Source organism: Vibrio sp. A37, from assembly GCF_059777565.1.
In genome coordinates, this window is sequence record NZ_JBLNLI010000003.1 from 156,712 (window position 1) to 174,280 (window position 17,569).

The 17,569-nt window shown below is 42.6% G+C and carries 17 protein-coding genes; 4 read left to right on the top strand and 13 right to left on the bottom strand.

Annotated features, from left to right (window positions below):
* Window positions 1-156 precede the first annotated feature (156 nt).
* Window positions 157-1,038, top strand: coding sequence for a flagellar protein MotY (motY, locus tag ACM2FC_RS06770; protein WP_498480128.1), 882 nt, complete (start codon window positions 157-159; stop codon window positions 1,036-1,038).
* 238 nt (window positions 1,039-1,276) lie between these two features.
* Window positions 1,277-1,861 (top strand): hypothetical protein, encoded by a 585-nt coding sequence (locus ACM2FC_RS06775; RefSeq protein WP_498480129.1) that lies wholly within the window; start codon window positions 1,277-1,279, stop codon window positions 1,859-1,861.
* A gap of 149 nt (window positions 1,862-2,010) precedes the next feature.
* Here ACM2FC_RS06775 and ACM2FC_RS06780 read toward each other — a convergent pair whose 3' ends face one another.
* The 4 genes from ACM2FC_RS06780 to ACM2FC_RS06795 form a co-directional block, all read right to left on the bottom strand.
* Window positions 2,011-3,438, bottom strand: a complete 1,428-nt coding sequence (locus ACM2FC_RS06780) for a sugar porter family MFS transporter (RefSeq protein ID WP_498480130.1) — start codon at window positions 3,436-3,438, stop codon at window positions 2,011-2,013.
* Between the two features lie 94 nt (window positions 3,439-3,532).
* Window positions 3,533-4,366 carry a class II fructose-bisphosphate aldolase gene (locus tag ACM2FC_RS06785; RefSeq protein WP_498480131.1) on the bottom strand — a complete coding sequence of 278 codons (834 nt, stop codon included), beginning with the start codon at window positions 4,364-4,366 and terminating at the stop codon, window positions 3,533-3,535.
* A 23-nt stretch (window positions 4,367-4,389) separates the two neighbouring features.
* Window positions 4,390-5,904, bottom strand: coding sequence for an L-fucose/L-arabinose isomerase family protein (locus ACM2FC_RS06790; protein ID WP_498480132.1), 1,515 nt, complete (start codon window positions 5,902-5,904; stop codon window positions 4,390-4,392).
* Between the two features lie 12 nt (window positions 5,905-5,916).
* On the bottom strand, window positions 5,917-6,822 hold the full coding sequence (locus ACM2FC_RS06795; RefSeq protein ID WP_498480133.1) for a carbohydrate kinase family protein: 906 nt from the start codon (window positions 6,820-6,822) through the stop codon (window positions 5,917-5,919).
* Between the two features lie 171 nt (window positions 6,823-6,993).
* Between ACM2FC_RS06795 and ACM2FC_RS06800 the strand changes: the two genes are divergently transcribed.
* Both ACM2FC_RS06800 and ACM2FC_RS06805 read left to right on the top strand, forming a co-directional pair.
* A complete protein-coding gene (locus ACM2FC_RS06800; protein WP_498480134.1) occupies window positions 6,994-7,842 on the top strand; it encodes a helix-turn-helix domain-containing protein in 849 nt (282 codons plus the stop codon).
* A 163-nt stretch (window positions 7,843-8,005) separates the two neighbouring features.
* A complete protein-coding gene (locus tag ACM2FC_RS06805; RefSeq protein WP_498480135.1) occupies window positions 8,006-8,782 on the top strand; it encodes a substrate-binding periplasmic protein in 777 nt (258 codons plus the stop codon).
* Window positions 8,783-8,860: 78 nt separating this feature from the next.
* On the opposite strand, the gene gloA is transcribed toward ACM2FC_RS06805, so the two are convergent.
* From gloA to manD, 9 genes are all read right to left on the bottom strand, one after another.
* The gene (gene gloA / locus ACM2FC_RS06810) at window positions 8,861-9,277 is read right to left on the bottom strand and encodes a lactoylglutathione lyase (RefSeq protein ID WP_498480136.1); all 417 of its coding nucleotides are present in this window, start codon (window positions 9,275-9,277) and stop codon (window positions 8,861-8,863) included.
* 33 nt (window positions 9,278-9,310) lie between these two features.
* The gene (nth, locus tag ACM2FC_RS06815; RefSeq protein ID WP_498480137.1) at window positions 9,311-9,943 is read right to left on the bottom strand and encodes an endonuclease III; all 633 of its coding nucleotides are present in this window, start codon (window positions 9,941-9,943) and stop codon (window positions 9,311-9,313) included.
* Between the two features lie 23 nt (window positions 9,944-9,966).
* Window positions 9,967-10,659: an electron transport complex subunit E gene (locus ACM2FC_RS06820; RefSeq protein ID WP_498480138.1), complete on the bottom strand. Its 693-nt coding sequence runs from the start codon at window positions 10,657-10,659 to the stop codon at window positions 9,967-9,969.
* Window positions 10,659-11,288 carry an electron transport complex subunit RsxG gene (gene rsxG / locus ACM2FC_RS06825; RefSeq protein WP_498480139.1) on the bottom strand — a complete coding sequence of 210 codons (630 nt, stop codon included), beginning with the start codon at window positions 11,286-11,288 and terminating at the stop codon, window positions 10,659-10,661. Before rsxG ends, ACM2FC_RS06820 begins: the two co-directional genes overlap by 1 nt.
* A gap of 8 nt (window positions 11,289-11,296) precedes the next feature.
* Window positions 11,297-12,343, bottom strand: coding sequence for an electron transport complex subunit RsxD (gene rsxD / locus ACM2FC_RS06830; RefSeq protein ID WP_498480140.1), 1,047 nt, complete (start codon window positions 12,341-12,343; stop codon window positions 11,297-11,299).
* Window positions 12,343-14,613 carry an electron transport complex subunit RsxC gene (gene rsxC / locus ACM2FC_RS06835; RefSeq protein ID WP_498480141.1) on the bottom strand — a complete coding sequence of 757 codons (2,271 nt, stop codon included), beginning with the start codon at window positions 14,611-14,613 and terminating at the stop codon, window positions 12,343-12,345. Before rsxC ends, rsxD begins: the two co-directional genes overlap by 1 nt.
* A 2-nt stretch (window positions 14,614-14,615) precedes the next feature.
* The gene (rsxB, locus tag ACM2FC_RS06840; protein ID WP_498480142.1) at window positions 14,616-15,206 is read right to left on the bottom strand and encodes an electron transport complex subunit RsxB; all 591 of its coding nucleotides are present in this window, start codon (window positions 15,204-15,206) and stop codon (window positions 14,616-14,618) included.
* Window positions 15,206-15,787, bottom strand: a complete 582-nt coding sequence (gene rsxA / locus ACM2FC_RS06845; protein ID WP_498480143.1) for an electron transport complex subunit RsxA — start codon at window positions 15,785-15,787, stop codon at window positions 15,206-15,208. The genes rsxB and rsxA overlap by 1 nt, the downstream gene beginning before the upstream one ends.
* Window positions 15,788-16,169: 382 nt before the next feature.
* Window positions 16,170-17,396: a D-mannonate dehydratase ManD gene (gene manD / locus ACM2FC_RS06850; protein WP_498480144.1), complete on the bottom strand. Its 1,227-nt coding sequence runs from the start codon at window positions 17,394-17,396 to the stop codon at window positions 16,170-16,172.
* Window positions 17,397-17,569 lie beyond the last annotated feature (173 nt).

Genomic DNA, 17,569 nt, shown 5'->3' on the forward strand with positions numbered 1-17,569 from the left:
TATAATTATTGGGGTAGCAGTGAAGCATTTCTTGGCTGCTCCAGTCGCTAAATTAAGTCATCAAAGATGGCGTGCTTTTTGCAAATATCCGTGTAGAGAGACGTTAGGCGGCAATTTGCTTCCTACTCTATGCTTTGATTAAGAGAAACCTTGTATATGGATAAATGGACTGCAATTGGTTTAAGCGCCTTACTGACTTTACCTAGCTTTTCTACGCTAGCTTCGAGTAAGCGTTATGTTGCTTCACCAACTCAATCTAAATGGGAAATGGCGATCAATACTCCTTTGGAGTGTCGTTTAGTCCATCCTATTCCTCATTATGGGGATGCTCTATTTACATCTCATGCAAGCAAGAAAATTAACCTCGATTTTGAGCTCAAAATGCGATTGCCTATGGGGGCAACGCGTGATGTCAGCTTAATCTCTATGCCACCCGCTTGGCGCCCGGGAGATAGTGCAGAGCGTATAACTAACTTAAAATTTTTCAAACAGTTTGATGGCTATGTCGGAGGGCAAACTGCATGGGGAATATTGAGTGAACTGGAGAAAGGGCGTTATCCTACTTTTAGTTACTTGGGGTGGGAAAGTCGAAATCAGAGGGTGGAAGTCTCTTTATCTTCTGTCTTATTTCAAAGGCAATTTGACGCTTTTAGCCAATGTATTAGCAAGCTTTTGCCATACAGCTTCGAAGATATCTCATTCACCATTCTTCACTATGATCGAACCAGTGTGCAGCTTAATAAAGCTTCACAAAAAAGGTTGTCACAAATTGCCGAATACGTTCGTTACAACAAAGATATCGATTTAGTGTTGGTTTCTACATACACTGACTCTGCAGACAGCAAGTCAGTTAGCCAAGATCTCTCAGAGAGAAGAGCAGAAGTCCTACGCAATTATTTTAAGTCGTTAGGTTTATCTGAGGATCGAATTCAAGTTCATGCTTATGGAAAGCGTCGCCCTATAGCAGATAACGCATCTCCTATAGGAAAAGACCAAAACCGCCGCGTAGTGATTTCTTTGGGTCGAACGCAGGTTTAATTTTTAATATTAGGCAGAATATTCTTGGAATATAAGGTAGGCATTACTTATTACAGATAATAATTACTTTTTTATTAATAGCTATGTTATTTATTTGAGTTTGGAATGAATTAATTAGTGATTGACTCATTGTAATAATAACCCTGATAATTTTGGATTAAGCAGGTTTAATAAAAGTGTCATGCTATAAAAGATATAATTAATCTTAAGTTTTAATTATTGAAGGTTTGTTATTTCTATGAGTGATAAAGCTCAGAATGATGTTTGCTCTAACATTGAAATAGGCACTGAAGGCTTTAATATGAAGTCCGCAGAGTGGGTTACTTATACTAACACTAAGATAGAAACAGTTGGCGTGCAGTGGGCAGAGTTCTGCTTGGGGCCTACTCATAAGTATTATCCAAGCTACTACATCGCGCTGTGTAATCGTAAAGTTGGCCTGACTAGAAAAGAGTTTAAGTGCACAGGTGAGACAGTCAAGCTATTTGAAAAAAAGCAAGATATTGGGCAAGACCAAGTTAATGTAGTAGGAGGGCAAAGTATAGATATTATTGATGAAAGCTTCAGTGTAATCGATAGTGATTTAAATAGTTCAATATTTAGTATTGATAACAATGAGGCAAATGTAAGAAAAAGTGATATTTCAGCTGATGATGTTTACGTTAGAACAAGAAAAGTAGGGTTTGACAATTCAGATTTTACTGTCAACAAACAGAATAGCCAAATTAGTATGAGGAAAAACACAGGAGAGATAGTAAACAATAGTAATACTGTTTCAACAGGTGGAATTGCCTTAAATAATCATAATGTGAATGTTTTTTAGATATTGGTTTTAGATTATTTTTATATCTATTATTAACTCTATCCCCAAGGATTGGGGAACATAAATGTTGGATATTATTAATTAACTATAATTATTTGATATGTTTGCCCGAGTCATTTTAGCAACTCAGGCAAGTGAGTCTAAATTGTTTAACTTCTTCCTATTTTCGCCAACCGAACTCCATTCATTAAGTTCTGCTCAATTTTCTCTAAACTTATTCCTTTTGTTTCTGGAATAATGGCTATTGTTATAAAAATAAATATTAAATTGAGTGCAGCGTATAGCCAGAACGTTTGCGCGTTTCCAAGAGTTTGTAAAAAGGTTAGGAAAGTCACGCCGACTATCATATTCGCAATCCAGTTGGTGGTAGTGCTGACAGTGATACCAAAATCTCTCATTTTTAATGGCTGAATCTCAGAGCAAACAACCCAGATCAAAGGTCCGGCACTCATTGAGAATCCACAACAAAAGACGAGTAAAACAAACGCAGCTAAATATTGTTCAAAATGAGTTGCAACGCCAAGGTGAAGTAGCCAACCTAAAATAGCCATACTTGCAGCCATCACAAAAAAGCCGAGCTTCAGAATGGGCTTTCGTCCCCATTTATCGACGAGTCCAATGGCGATGAAGGTCGCAAAAACGTTGGTTAAGCCAACAATGACTGTTCCCCACATCTGCTGTTCAGTTGTTGCAAAACCAGCGATTTTGAAGATTTTTGGCGCATAATACATAATCACATTCATGCCGGTAAACTGCTGCATGACTTGCAAAGCTATTCCAAGATAGACAGCGCGTCGGCAGTTTGAATTGGAAATAAATAGCCTCCAACCGCTTTGCTTTATCTTTAGGCTGTGACGTATTGAGTCAAGCTCTGCTTTTGCTGCTTCACTATTTCCCCTTAATAGTTCTAAAACACGCTTAGCTTCAACATGATCACCTTTTAGCGCTAACCAACGTGGACTGCGAGGAAGCATCATTACGCCGATAAATAGGAGAAGTGCTGGAATAGTTATCACCCCAAGCATCCAACGCCATTGACCGTAATAACTAAATGCTGTGTCGGAGACAAACGCGACAACGATTCCGATAGCTATCATCAGCTGATAGGTTGAAATTAAGCTTCCTCGCAACCTCTGTGGAGCAATTTCTGAAAGATATAGTGGTGCTGTAAAGGAGGCAACACCTACGGCTAGTCCCAATAAAACTCGGAATACAATTAGAACTTCAGTGTTGAGAGCAAATGCACAGCCAAGCGAGCCCACAGAAAATAAAACTGAAGCAACGATAAGGCTATACTTTCGACCAAACTTTCTAGATAAAAAGCCTGAGCCCATAGCTCCGACAGCAGCGCCGAACATCATTGAGCTAACGACCCACTCCTGAGCGCTTGTCGTGAGGCCAAATTCTTGGGCGACAAATGGGAGTGCTCCGGCGATCACACCAATGTCCAGACCAAATAGTAGTCCAGCTAACGCAGCAATGATGCAGGCTATAAAAGTATGTTTATTAATCTCTCCATTATCATGAGGGAAAGGAGTAGTATCGTGAACAGGTGTTTCAGTTATTATGCTTGCCATTGTAGGGTCTCTTTTATATTTATATTCAACTAGCCTGAAGGTGTCGACTTCAGACCAGTTGATAAAGTAGGTAGAGGAGTTCTAATTGGTTCGGTTATGAGTTCACTGCTTTAAGTCGATCCAAAACCACCTGTTGGATTTTTGGGATGACGTTTTTCATTGCGTACGGAGGGTAAGCTGAGTTGATGTCTTTACCAATTTCACTGTACAGCTCTTTCATATAAGTCGTATGAACAATGGTGCCAATATTAATTTTGGCTATGCCCATCGTAATCGCTTTTTGAATGTCTTCATCCGGAATGCCTGTACCACCATGAAGTACCAGCGGGTTTGGTACCGCCTGTGCAATTTGTTGTAAGCGTTCAAAGTGGATCTGTGGAGTTGTAGGTGTAAACCCATGAGCGGTTCCGATTCCTACAGCAACGATATCGGGCCCTGCTTCTTCACATAAAGCGACCACATCCGCGACTGAAGCTAGGTAGTCATTCTCGCTTTTTACAACGACATCTCGACCCATAATTTTGCCGATTTCAGCTTCGACGGTGACTCCTGCGCTTCTTGCATAGTCAACGACTTCGCGAGTCATTTGGATATTGGTTTTTAGATCTTCATGAGAACCATCAATCATAACTGAGTCGTAACCATCATCAATGGCTTGTTTACACAAATCTACGGATGTACTGTGATCTAAGTGAAGAAAGATTTTCTGTTTCGCTTGCCGCTGAAAACCCTCGACCATCTTGCGGCAAAGTAAAGTGCCATTTAATTCGGCAACAGGCGGGTAAGTCATTGCCATAAACGGCAGGTTCATCTCATTTGCAGCGAGAACGACTGCATGCAAATCATAGATGTCGTTGATATTGAAACCAGCTAGACAACGTTTTTTTTCTCGATAAGTGTTTAGCAAAGATGCTAAGTTGTTACACATAATGAATTCCTGTATATAACTGATTAATAACTAAGTTTCTTGGCTAGCCCACGACCTGTGGTTTTAGAGTCGCAAACTTCCAGTTCTTCAATGCCGGTCCAGTAATTGAATTCTCTTAAGTCTTCAATCAAGTGACCACGAGCGACTATCCAGTGGTGATCCATGCCATGGTTCATAATTGAACTGGCAACAGATTTAGAACTGATCTCTTTTGGAGCTATTTCTCCATAGCAACCTCGATAACGCATTGGGGATTCGACAAGGTCGCCTTCAAAGGCGAAGAGAGTTGAAGCGTGAGGGTATTGATATTTAGCGATAGTTACTGGGCCGAGTTCTTGCAAGAACTCAAATAACATTCCGTAGGAGGTGTCCGGATCGTAATTATCGAGGATACTGTGGTTACGAATTTCTAGTTTTGTCTCTTCGCGCATTAGCTTGGTCGAGGTGCCACCACAGTGCCACATACCGATTTTATTCTCGCTATGATTCACAAACGAAAAGTCCATAAGTGTTGGCAGCCCTTTGCTTAAAGTTAGCTCGCTAAATACCACCATAGTGAGCAATGCGCCCATGTCGGATTCATCGGCTACAGGAATACCTAGGTCTTGAACGAGTGCACCTGCACCATCGCCAGAAATTCCATAGTTTTCAAATAACTCTGGCCAGTTCTTTAGAGCGACTCCTGCATAACCTTCTTTGTTCGCGTAATCAGAAATGGCAAGAGCTAATCGGACTGATTTTGTTAGCTCTTCTTGCTTTACAAAGTTCTCTGCAACCATGGGTGAAGAAAGCATTTTGTCTACAAGGGGAGCCAGCACGTCATCTGAGAAATGTTTTTCTCCATAGCTCCAAATCGTGTGCATATCGATTCTGTCGACCGCTAAGCCAAAGTGTTTTGCGATGGACATTTCATTCAGCTCACAATCATAAAAACCGGGTACGCGCATACCGCCCACCATAAGGATTTTTGCATGCTTTAAACGTGCTTTAGCGGAAGCGCTGCGAATGAATCGGCCTAAAGAATCTGCGAGCTCTGAGTTGCCAGGTTCTTCAAAAATCCATGAGTATTTCACTTCCATTGAAGAGAGGTTATTCAGTAGAAAGTTTTGTCCACATAGACGGTTTGCCGTTAAGCTTCCACCAGTCACTTCCGTGTGTGACCAACTAAGAACAGGTATATCGTGATCAGATAACCACTTAGCCAGGGCAAGCGCTAGATCACCTTGAATATAGGAGGCTTGATAAACAATTAACGCTTTCATTCCTTGTGCGTAATATTGTTCTAGCAATGCTAAAATTTGCTCTTTGGTTTGAATCGGCTCCTTTTCAGCTAGCATAGAGTTGTGCTCAGAAAATACGTTTTCTACATCTGACACTGCTTGAGAATAGGATTGCTTGGCTTTTTCCCAGTCAAAATGAAGCTCAAAGCCAATGCCGATAAAGCCAACAGGTACATTACAGCGTTTGGATTTAGGGTGAATGAGTTCGCTCATTGGCTGTTCCAATAAGCCTACTCGTTGTTGAAAGTTAAGATTCATAAGTAGGTACCGTTATTGATAGTTGGAAATGAAGGTTTGAACTTGTTCTGGAGTTGGGAATGAGGTTCGTCCACCAAAGTAAGTGGCCACGATTGCAGCGAAGGCCGAGGCAAATTCCATGCGTTCATTGAGCGATGAACCTTGCAGCAATGCGTAGGCATAGCCAGCATGATAAGCGTCCCCGCATCCTGTGGTATCGACGACAGAAACTTCAAAGCATGGTTGGTGGATTATCTGCTCACCATCTAAGGCCCAGCTACCATTTTCGCCGTCAGTAACGACAAGCTGTGCCTGAGTTTCTTGTGCTAGAGTGAGCAAGCATTTTTCGGGATCAAATTGCTGGGAAAGGCACCGTGCGGCTTCTAATGGTAGAATGACATGACTAGCAAGCTCTAGCATTCGCATAAGCTTGTTGGGATCCCCCATTTCCATATCTACGACCGACGGAATGCTTTTCTCTTTTGCCAGTTCTAATAAACGTGTATTTCCATCCACGTCATATCCATCAACATAAACAAGCTTGGTCTGGTTTATCCATTCTGGTTGAATATCGTCTGGTGATAGAGCACGGTATCCATTAGTGGTGTAGAAGACGGTGCGCTCGCCGGAATCAGCGTCCACCTCGACGAGAGCAGTGGCGGGGATTGCCTCAGGGTCTTCTAGCATCAAGTGAGTATCGACATTGCAGCGTTTAAGCTCACTTTTTGCAACATCACTATGTGCATTGTTGCCTATAAAGCCAAGAAACGCTGTTCTTAGGCCCAAAGCTGCCATTCCACATGCACCGTTCCCAGCTGGAGCGCCACCTTGGATGACGATATTGTCAACTAAATACTTGTGCCCGGGTTGGTAGTTTGCTGGCATGGTGACCAGAAGGTCGACTACATTTAGGCCAGAGACCAAAACATCATAGGTCATCCTAGTTCTCCAAATACGGTTTAGAAATATTAGGATTCCAAGAGTAAAGTTGTGTTAGGTGTTGCTGTAGATGCTCAATTAGATATGGTGTGTACTATTTTTCCTATATGCTTGTATACGATGGCATAATTTTGGTAAATAAGAACTTGATCAAGTTTTGAGAGCGTTCCTATGAAGCCAGTATTGGAGCACGTGCCAAGCACTAAGCAGCAGACTCTTTTCTTTAACCAATATGAAAATAGTAACTTTGCCTTTCCGTGGCACTTTCATCCGCAGTGGGAGCTTACTTTTATATTGGAAGGTGCTGGAACGGCATATACAGGTAACTCTGTTCGTCATTTTATCGCAAATGAGTTAGTGTTGGTTTCTCCTCAAGTATCTCATTGCTGGAAAAGTGATGATTGGAGAGGTGGGCAGGTAAAATCCGTTTATGCGCAATGGGATTGCGATTTATTGGGGGACAATTGGCTGGAGAGATCAGAATTTACTTCGATAAAACATATGTTGGAGCGTTGTACATCTGGCATTTCATTTATTGGTTGTGAAGAACTAGGCGGTAAGCTGTCGATGTTAATGAATTTAAGCCCGACCAAACGCATGCTTGGATTTGTCGATTTGCTTCATGAGTTGAGTATGTGGCAAGACATTGAGGAACTGGGCCAACAGGTTCCGGTTGATCCAAGCTGTATTGTCGACAAAAAAATTGAAACGATACTTTCCTTTGTAAACGAAAACTACGCGAATAAGATATGTGCGTCTGACATGGCTGAACTAACGAATATGATGCCAGTCTCTTTTAGTAAATACTTTAAAAGGAACTTTAATAAAACCTTTACTCATTTCCTCAACGAGTTTCGTATTAGCCAAGCATGTAGCCTACTTATCTCGAGTGATATGACAGTTGAGCAAATCGCTTTTCGTTGTGGCTACCTTAATATGTCTTTTTTTCATCGCCAGTTTAAACTTTTCACCGACACCACGCCGGCAAAGTTTCGGCTCAATTTTTCATTACCTAGCTAACATTATATAAAATAAGGATAACTCAGTGTTGATTGAAGGCTTTATAGTATGCCATCCAATTTTAGTATGGAAACTTTACCAATGATATCTAGTATTAATATAAACACTTTATTGCAAATGAATGCTTATGTTTATTAATGGATTAAAAATACTAATAATTTCAATGTTTTTTATTAGCTCAAGCCCTACCTATGCGTTGACTATCTCTGGAGCTGAGTTTTTACCATTTGTTCAAAAAGATTCAAAAGGGAAGGTCAGTGGACCATTTTTAAAGATGATTCAAGATGTTTGTCAAGAGATGAATGAGCCTTGCGAATTTAGTTTGTTACCTAACAAGCGCCTAAAGCACATGGTGAGCAACGGGAAGGTTGATGCTGGCTTTGCGTATGGATGGAATGAAAAAAGAGCAAGCTATTTGTATTACTCTGTACCTTTTATGCTCACGGAATATGGTTTTTTTGTGCCAGCATCAAACAATAAACAAATAGAGAGTTCAAAAGACTTTCAAGGTTATACGGTGGGCGTCTCTGGACCAAAATCGAATATGTCTTACACTTTGCATAAAATACGAGACGATATGGTTGCTGATAAGCTAACTCCTATTGAGATATATGAAACTGAAGACATACAAGGTAAGTTAATTAGAATGTTGGAGTTAAATCGTCTCGACGCTTATTTTAGCAATAAAGCGGCAGGGTTCAGTATTGCGAAAGAAGTAGGTGCCAAGAAGTTTCGCTATGCATGGCAGTTTAAAGAAGTCTTGTATTTTGTTGTGTTTGCAAAAAAGTATACTGATGAAGATACCGTGCGAAAGTTTAATCAAGCAGCATTACGGGTATTCGCACGAAAAGGGTATCTAGAAGAAAAATTAACACCGTGGAGTATTTCCCCTCCACCTTTAGACGAGGCTACTCTAAATAAGTACGAGATTATGCGTTAAACGTTTCTTAGCTGAGAGAAGATAAAGTAGGAAAAGCTCAAGAATCTCAAAATCCTTGAGCTTTCTATCTTGAACAAGTTAGCCGTTTAGCCCTTGGCTAGCGTTTTTATTTTGAATGAGCTCGATCATGTAGCCATCAGGGTCTTTAACAAAAGCGATTTCTGTTGAGCCACCTTTTACTGGTCCTGGTTCACGAGTGACGTTCCCACCAACTTGTTTGATCGCATCACAAGTTGAGTAAATGTTATCAACACCTATAGCAATATGACCGAAAGCGGTGCCTAAATCATACTCTGTTGTGCCCCAGTTATAGGTTAACTCTATCACAGCACCTTCTGATTCATCGCCATAGCCTAAAAAGGCCAGAGTATATTCATATTCGGTATTTTCGTTTTTTCTTAATAAGCTCATGCCCATTACTTCTGTGTAAAACTTGATGGATCTATCAAGATCACCAACACGTAACATGGTATGTAGAATGCGACCGTTTGACATAAATTACTCCTCAGTCCTTAATGCTTGGACAAGCTATTCTGTTTTCTCTTTGAACTCACATAGATCTTCTATAATGCAGCTACCGCACCTCGGCTTTCTGGCAACGCATGTATAACGTCCATGAAGTATCAACCAGTGATGAACGTCCACTTTGAATTCTTTAGGTACAACTTTCAACAACTTTTGTTCAACTTGATCAACATTTTTTCCCATCGCAAACTTGGTTCGATTGGATACGCGATAGATGTGAGTGTCCACTGCGATAGTTGGCCAACCAAAGGCTGTGTTTAGAACGACATTGGCGGTTTTCCTGCCTACACCGGGGAGGGCTTCTAACGCTTCACGATCTTCCGGGACTTCGCCGTTGTGTTTATCCAGTAAAATTTTGCAGGTTTTGATGACGTTTTCGGCTTTTGAGTTAAATAAGCCTATGGTCTTAATGTACTCCTTTACGCCGTCAACTCCTAAGTCGAAGATTGCTTTGGGAGTATTGGCAACAGGATAGAGCTTATCTGTTGCTTTGTTGACACTGACGTCGGTTGCTTGAGCTGAGAGTAAAACGGCAATCAAGAGTTCAAATGGGCTTGACCAGTTGAGCTCTGTTTGAGGGTGTGGGTTAGCTTCCCTAAGTCTTTCTAGGATTTCCACTCTTTTGGTGTTATTCATTCAAGGAGCTTTCCAGTGTTATTTTATTGGTTAGTGACTCTAACACGTTCAATCTTTGGTTTTTCAACTTTTGGCTGACGTTGTTGCATTTTTTTATCGATGACACTTTTGAGCGCAATCAAAAAGCCTAGGCCGATAAAAGCGCCTGGTGGTAACAAGGCTAAAAGGAAACTGTTGTCTGGATGGAAAACGACAATTTTTAACGATGAAGCCCATTGGCCCAGCAACAGGCTTGCACCTCCAAATAAAGTGCCGCTGCCAAGCAATTCGCGCATTCCGCCTAAAACGACCAATACACTGGTCATCCCCATACCCATCCAAAAACCATCTTGAACTGACGGAAGAACCTTGTTTTTTGACGCGAATGCTTCTGCTCGTCCGATGATAATACAGTTAGTGACTATCAGTGGGATAAAGATACCAAGGGACAAATACAAACCGTAAGCGTATGCATTCATTAGCAGTTGGACGCAGGTTACTAGCGCTGCAATGATCATGACAAATACCGGAATGCGTATTTCGTTGGGTACATAGTCACGAACGAGTGACACTGTGATATTTGAGCCTACTAATACGAGCATAGTGGCGATGCCAAGGCCGAGGCCATTAATGACAGAGGTTGAAACAGCAAGGAGTGGGCATAGCCCTAGGATTTGAACTAGGGCAGGGTTGTTATTCCACAACCCATTTTTCATTAATGTTTTGTGATCGTTCATTATTTCATCCCACAGTTGAGTGGCTGAGAAAGAATTTCTTGTCGATGTTGGTCGACAAATAGAACCGTATTCTTAATCGCCTTAACGACGGCTCTAGGAGTAATAGTAGCACCAGTAAACTGGTCAAACTGGCCACCATCTTTTTTGACTTTCCAAGTTGGTAAGTTTTGTTTGGTGACCTTCTTGCCAGTGAACTCTAAAATCCAATCTGAGAATCGCAGTTCAATTTTATCGCCTAATCCTGGTGTTTCATGTTGTGAGAGAACACGAACGCCAATGATAGTCCCATCTTGCTTGATACCTACGATGATTTTAATGGCGCCACTATATCCATCAGGTGCGATTGACTCGATCGCGATAGCACTCGGTTTGCCTTTCAATGTTCCTATGTAAGCTGGCATGGCGGCTTTAGTACCAAGCGCAGGATTCGTTACAAGAGTACAAGACTTATACAAAGTATTGTCATGCAGGTCGGCTGGCAAGACCTGATTGAGTATCGACATCAGCTGCTCTTGTTCTTGTTGCTGAATCTGATTTTGAGTTAGATAGTGCGTTAAGGCGACGACTCCAGTTGAAACAATGGCAAATATCGCTAGCACTAGCCCATTTTTACGAATTGCGTTTAACATAGTGACCCTTAATGCCCGTAAGTGCGAGGTTTGGTGTAGTAGTCAATCATAGGTACACACATATTGGCGAGAAGAACTGAGAAGGCGACGCCATCTGGGAAGCCACCGAAGCTACGAATTATAAATACCATGAAGCCAATAAAACAGCCGTATATGAGTTTGCCCTTAACAGTGGTAGAAGCTGATACTGGATCGGTTGCAATAAAAAACGCACCCAACATGGTTGCACCCGACAACAAGTGGATCATTGGAGAAGCAGTTTCTCCGGGAGCAAGAAGCATAAACACGGCAGACGTAACGAACAGACCAGCCAAAAAGCTTACCGGAATATGCCAGCTAATGATTTTTTGCCGAATCATGATCAGGCCACCTAGTAAATAAGCGATGTTTACCCATTCCCATCCGATGCCAGCTAAGCCATCAAACTGTGGCTGCTTTAATGCTTCATAAACCGTATTGCCGTTGTGCAATGCTGTTTTAAATGCATCTAACGGGGTCGCCATGGTTACGCCATCAATTCCAGCACGCACCTGCTGCAAGGACATGCCATCGAGATTAAAGTTAGTGAAAATAAGTGACAACGAATCAGAAAATGAAATCGGATCTTGTGTCAGTTGATGGGGAGCAACCCAACTTGTCATTTGCACTGGGAAAGAAATCAACAGAACAACATAAGCGACCATTGCTGGGTTAAACAAATTCTGCCCAATCCCACCATATAAATGCTTAGCAATTACAATAGCGAAGACAAGACCAATGACAATAATCCACCATGGAGATAATGGTGGTATCGAGACTGCGAGTAGCCATGCAGTGACAAGAGCACTGTTGTCTCGTATGGCTGAAAGAGGTGGGCGTTTACGGAGTATCATCACTCCGGCTTCAAGCGCTATCGCGACTAAAATTGCAAAAATGAGTTGAATGATGCTACCCCAACCAAAGAAATATGTTTGAGCAGCTAAACCGGGTAGGGCGCAAATCGCGACCCATTTCATAACATCGGGGGTGCTACGTTTGTTGTGTGCGTGTGGGGAGCTGGCGATAAAGAAGGCCATTACTCTTTCTCCTCGAAGTTATTATCTTTGTCTGCGGATTTGGTTTGCGCTGCTTTCTTGGCTTTCGCTCGGGCGATTGCTGCCGCAACAGCCGCTTTCTTAGGGTCTACTTCAATGTCTTGTTTGCTATCAAGTTCATGAGAAGAGCTTTGATTCACAGCTGCTTGTTTTTTTGCCTTGGCTCTAGCAATTGCAGCGGCTACCGCAGCTTTCTTGGCGTCTTTTCCTACGCTTTGCTCACTGGGTGGGTCTTGAGCTACCACCTTATTCGCAGAGCTGGCTTGTTTCTTAGCTTTTGCTCGAGCAATCGCTGCTGCAACAGCGGCTTTCTTGTCCTCTTTATCAGAGTTATCCGCTTTTTCAGGCTTAGGCTTGGAATCGTTTGTGGAAGTATCTGTTTGCTTTTTCGCTTTGGCTCTAGCGATAGCTGCAGCAATGGCCGCTTTCTTAGCATCTATTTCGCTATTTGGTGTAGCTTCTGATTCTGAGGTAGTGGCTGCTTTTTTTGCTTTAGCACGAGCTATTGCAGCAGCGACGGCATCTTTCCTAGAATCACTAGATTTTGTCTCCTGGTTGGATTTTTCAGCTTTTCTTTCTCTTGCTTGCCGCTTACGTTCTTCTCGTAGTTTAGACATTTCAGAGTTGTCTGGCTCGGCATTCCCTGCGTTTGCGGCGGCTGCTTGTTTTGCTTTCGCTCTAGCGATTGCTGCAGCGACAGCAGACTTAGGCTCATCGCTTGTCGTTTTTTTGGAATTTACACGCGCAATGGCAGCGGCAATGGCATCTTCTCCCGAAGACTGCTTCATCTCTTTGCGACGCTTCTCCGCTGCTTTTTTGAATCGATTTTCGCGCGCGGCTTTTTCTCTTTCTAAACGCGCTTTCTTCTCTTCAAAACGCTGCCTTGCTCGTTCAGAAGCTTCTGCTTCAAGCTTGCGTGTGCGAATTTCAGCTTTGGCTTGCCTATAGTATTGAACAAGTGGGATCTCACTTGGGCATACATAAGCGCAAGCTCCACACTCGATACAATCTTTTAGATTTAGCTCCTCACACTTGTCGTATTCCGCTGCTTTCGCATGCCATTGAAGCTGCTGAGGGAGTAGTGAGGCAGGGCAAGCATCGGAGCACTGGCTACAACGGATACAGGCCATTTCATGTCGATTGGATGAAATCTCTTTTCGTGTCGGGGCTAATATGCAATTGGTTGTTTTGGTTATGGGTACGTTCGAATGAGGTAAGGTAAAGCCCATCATAGGACCGCCCAAAATGAGTCTTGGCAGCTTTTTATCGGCTTTGTATTCAAATTCGTCTAACAGAGCTTGGACTGGAGTTCCAATTCTAGCCCAAACATTCCTCGGTGCTTTAAATGTGTTACCAGTTAGCGTGACTACGCGTTCGATCAGAGGCTCGCCATCGCATACTGCTCGCTTGATGGCGTAGAGCGAGCCAACATTTTGCACCAACATACCGATATCAGCAGGTATTCTTCCACTGGGTACTTCTTTATTAGTCAGTACTTTGATGAGCTGTTTTTCACCACCGGAAGGATATTTAGTCGGGATAACCCGAATAACGAGATTTTTGTCCTTGCTGGCGGCTTCAAGGGCTTCGATAGCCTCTGGTTTGTTATCTTCAATACCTATAATGGTTAATTTAGGCTTGAGAATATGTTCCACAATTTCAATACCTTGAATGATCTCGTTCGCGTAGTGCCGCATCAAGACGTCATCGGCCGTGATGTAAGGTTCGCATTCTGCAGCGTTGACAATCAATATATCGGTTCTCGCCAACCCAGATTGGATTTTCTTCGCTGTTGGAAAGCCTGCACCACCTAAGCCTGAAATTCCAGCTTCACGAATACGCTCAATGAGTTCGTCAGGAGACTCGTTTTTGAAATCAACGCAAGGTGTAAGCTCTGTCCACGTATCTTCATTGTCTGGATTAATCACAATGCAGGTTTCTTTTAGACCTGAAGGGTGAGCAACCGTTCGGGGTTCAATCGCAACCACAGTTCCTGATGTGGGCGCATGAACAGGCAACATAAAGCTGGTGTTGTAGTGGGTGAGGGCTTGTCCTTTCAAGACCTTGTCTCCAACACCCACTGTTAGGTTACCTGCAGTACCGATATGTTGTTTAATGGGTAATATGATTTCAGAAGGAATCGAGGCTTCAACCAAAGGTATCTGAACAGACTGCTGTTTGTTCTCTGGAGGATGGATACCACCGGGAAAGTCCCATAATGCGCCAGATTTGATTTGTTCAATTAGTGACATATTCATCCTTCACTCACTCGCTGATTTTCTTCTGGAGAGTCGGATAAATTGACGACAGGGATCGTATTAAGTTGCCATTTCCAGTTTTCGGTTGTTGATTCAACAGGGATCATTTCAATACAGTCAGTTGGGCATGGGGAAACACATAAGTCGCAGCCGGTGCACTCGTCTTTGATGACGGTGTGTACTGCCTTGGTTCCTCCCACAATGGCATCTACGGGGCAGGCTTGAATGCATTTCGTACAGCCGATGCACATATCTTCATGGATGAATGCCACTTTCTTGGATGCGTCTGACAAGTCGTGAGCAGATTCTTCTGCTTCTACGCCCATTAAGTTAGCCAGTTTTTCAATGGTCGCTTGTCCACCCGGAGGACACTTGTTAATTTTGTCGCCATTCGCTATCGCTTCAGCGTATGGGCGGCAGCCGGGGTAGCCACATTGACCACATTGGGTTTGTGGCAAAATTTCATCAATTTGCTCCACGATTGGGTCGGAGTCGACTTTGAATCGAATGGAAGCAAATCCTAAAACAGCGCCGAAAACGGCTGCGAGAACAGCCAATGCGATCACGGCAAATAAAATCGAACTCATTATACCTTCACCAATCCAGTGAAGCCCATAAAGGCTAGCGACATTAGTCCGGCAGTGATCATAGCAATAGAAGCGCCTTTGAAAGGAGCAGGTACATCTGCGGCAGCAATTCGCTCGCGCATAGAAGCAAACAAAATGAGTACGAGTGAGAAACCTAAAGCTGCACTAAATCCATAAACAATAGATTGGATAAAATTATGGTTTTCATTAATGTTTAGTAGCGCAACCCCTAACACCGCACAGTTGGTAGTAATGAGGGGCAGAAAGATGCCGAGCAAGCGATAAAGAGTCGGACTGGTTTTGTGTACGACCATTTCTGTGAATTGCACTACTACTGCGATGACTAAAATGAAGCTCATTGTTCGCAAGTAATCGATGCCTAAAGGGTCAAGGATGTACGTCTCAACGAGATAGGAGCATACAGAAGCAAGGGTAATAACAAAGGTCGTTGCAAGCCCCATACCTATAGCCGTTTCCAATTTTTTGGAAACACCCATAAAAGGACAGAGCCCTAAAAACTTAACTAGTACAAAGTTGTTGACGAGGACCGTGCCTACCATCAACAAGAGATATTCGGTCATAATTGATCAGCGCTAAAATTCCGATGGCGATATTATCGTGTTTTGCAAAATCAATAACAACCAAGGAACAATAGGGTTTTATGGCCTACATCCGTGAACGTCGTTGGTTTTTATCTATTTTGCAAAACTTTATCGGGACTATTGAGTCCGTACATTATTTTCAAGCATAAGCCCAAAAAACGCCTAAGTCAGGTTAACTGACTAATTTTTAGGCTGGAAATACGAACAAGACCCATCCTAACTGGATGGGTCCCAAAAATTGTCCCGTCGGACATTAATTTTCATAAAGCCCGGGTAGTGATAGAGTACGTTTTAAACTCTATAACAGTGGCGGCAATTTACCGATATGTATGCACAAAGTCAATGACATATAACCCCATCGTTAGTAATTCCAGACTGTCCCATCTTCCAGGCGAACAACAGGGTGGTAGCCTTTTTTAAACTCATAACGTTTTGCTTCATTTTCATCGAAGTCGACGCCTAAGCCAGGTGCATCGCTCACATAGAAAAAGCCTTTCTCTGCTTTGTGCTCTGATGGGAACAGCGCATCACATTCTTCAGTTCCTAAGACTAAGTATTCCTGAATGCCAAAATTAGGCGCCCATGCATTAATATGTGCTTGAGCGGCCATTGAAATTGGCGAGTGACTTGGCGCACCGTGAAATCCTGTTCGAACATTGTGTAGGCTCGCCAGATCGACGATCCGCTTAGTTGACGTAATACCCCCAGCGTAAGTGGCTGACACTCGTATAAAGTCTATCAAGTTGCTTTGAATTAGCTTGTTGCAATCATAAATGGAGTTGAAAACTTCACCAATCGCAATGGGTGTGGTTGAGTGTTGACGCAACATGTTTAGTGAATCTTGATCTTCAGCAGAGGTTGGGTCTTCTAGCCAATACAGTTGGTACTGCTCTACATTTTTCGCAAACTCAGCCGCTTCACGGGGCAGTAATCTGCTATGCGCATCGTGCAATATTTTTATATCTGGGCCGACAACGTTGCGTATTTCCCCCAACGCGTCAGGCATGTAGCGCATATATTTGCCAGTATCCCAACACTCTTCTTTAGGTTTCGCACCGCTAAAATCTGTAATAAAGTTTTTCGTATCGCCTTTTTGGTTACTAATTCCATAGCCACCTTTAGGCATATCTGGCACGCCACATTGAACTCGAACGGCTTGATATCCTTGTTCTAAGTAATAAGAGACAGAGTCTTTTAGGTCTTCTATATCTTTGCCAGTCGCATGGGCATATAACATGGCCTTTTCTCGACTTTTGCCTCCAAACAGCTGATAAAGTGGCAATCCAGCAATTTTGCCTTTGATATCCCACAACGCCATATCTATCGCTCCAAATGCAGCCATAGAGATAGGACCTCGGCGAAAATACGCTCCGCGATAAAAATATTGCCAAATATCTTCACTATTTCTTGGATCTCTGCCGATCAAGCAAGGAATGAGGTACTCCTTTAGGTACTCTGCAGGCAGCAACTCTCGATTGTTAAGAGTTGCATCACCGAGCCCGTATATGCCTTCGTCCGTCATGATTTTTAACGTGACATAATTTTTTCCGGGTCCACCAACAAATATATCTGCATTGGTTATTTTCATCATTAGTCCCTGTGTTTGAGTTTTGCTTGCCAGTACGCTGCAAAATTAATCGACACTAAGTTGTGTATATTTGTCTAAATCACTTTTTGTTTCCTAACCCTGACATTTCAAATAATTCGACTTATCCGTTTATCGAGAGCTAAACCCACTTAGAGACAAAGCTAGTCGCTGAA

What these genes read in the sequence shown, in the direction of transcription:
- rsxA (WP_498480143.1), bottom strand. Translation starts at nt 15,787, where the DNA reads ATGACCGAATATCTCTTGTTGATGGTAGGCACGGTCCTCGTCAACAAC.
- ACM2FC_RS06795 (WP_498480133.1), bottom strand. Translation starts at nt 6,822, where the DNA reads ATGACCTATGATGTTTTGGTCTCTGGCCTAAATGTAGTCGACCTTCTG.
- ACM2FC_RS06775 (WP_498480129.1), top strand. Translation starts at nt 1,277, where the DNA reads ATGAGTGATAAAGCTCAGAATGATGTTTGCTCTAACATTGAAATAGGC.
- rsxG (WP_498480139.1), bottom strand. Translation starts at nt 11,288, where the DNA reads ATGTTAAACGCAATTCGTAAAAATGGGCTAGTGCTAGCGATATTTGCC.
- ACM2FC_RS06800 (WP_498480134.1), top strand. Translation starts at nt 6,994, where the DNA reads ATGAAGCCAGTATTGGAGCACGTGCCAAGCACTAAGCAGCAGACTCTT.
- ACM2FC_RS06805 (WP_498480135.1), top strand. Translation starts at nt 8,006, where the DNA reads ATGTTTTTTATTAGCTCAAGCCCTACCTATGCGTTGACTATCTCTGGA.
- nth (WP_498480137.1), bottom strand. Translation starts at nt 9,943, where the DNA reads ATGAATAACACCAAAAGAGTGGAAATCCTAGAAAGACTTAGGGAAGCT.
- motY (WP_498480128.1), top strand. Translation starts at nt 157, where the DNA reads ATGGATAAATGGACTGCAATTGGTTTAAGCGCCTTACTGACTTTACCT.
- ACM2FC_RS06785 (WP_498480131.1), bottom strand. Translation starts at nt 4,366, where the DNA reads ATGTGTAACAACTTAGCATCTTTGCTAAACACTTATCGAGAAAAAAAA.
- manD (WP_498480144.1), bottom strand. Translation starts at nt 17,396, where the DNA reads ATGAAAATAACCAATGCAGATATATTTGTTGGTGGACCCGGAAAAAAT.
- rsxC (WP_498480141.1), bottom strand. Translation starts at nt 14,613, where the DNA reads ATGTCACTAATTGAACAAATCAAATCTGGCGCATTATGGGACTTTCCC.
- rsxB (WP_498480142.1), bottom strand. Translation starts at nt 15,206, where the DNA reads ATGAGTTCGATTTTATTTGCCGTGATCGCATTGGCTGTTCTCGCAGCC.
- rsxD (WP_498480140.1), bottom strand. Translation starts at nt 12,343, where the DNA reads ATGGCCTTCTTTATCGCCAGCTCCCCACACGCACACAACAAACGTAGC.
- ACM2FC_RS06820 (WP_498480138.1), bottom strand. Translation starts at nt 10,659, where the DNA reads ATGAACGATCACAAAACATTAATGAAAAATGGGTTGTGGAATAACAAC.
- ACM2FC_RS06790 (WP_498480132.1), bottom strand. Translation starts at nt 5,904, where the DNA reads ATGAATCTTAACTTTCAACAACGAGTAGGCTTATTGGAACAGCCAATG.
- ACM2FC_RS06780 (WP_498480130.1), bottom strand. Translation starts at nt 3,438, where the DNA reads ATGGCAAGCATAATAACTGAAACACCTGTTCACGATACTACTCCTTTC.
- gloA (WP_498480136.1), bottom strand. Translation starts at nt 9,277, where the DNA reads ATGTCAAACGGTCGCATTCTACATACCATGTTACGTGTTGGTGATCTT.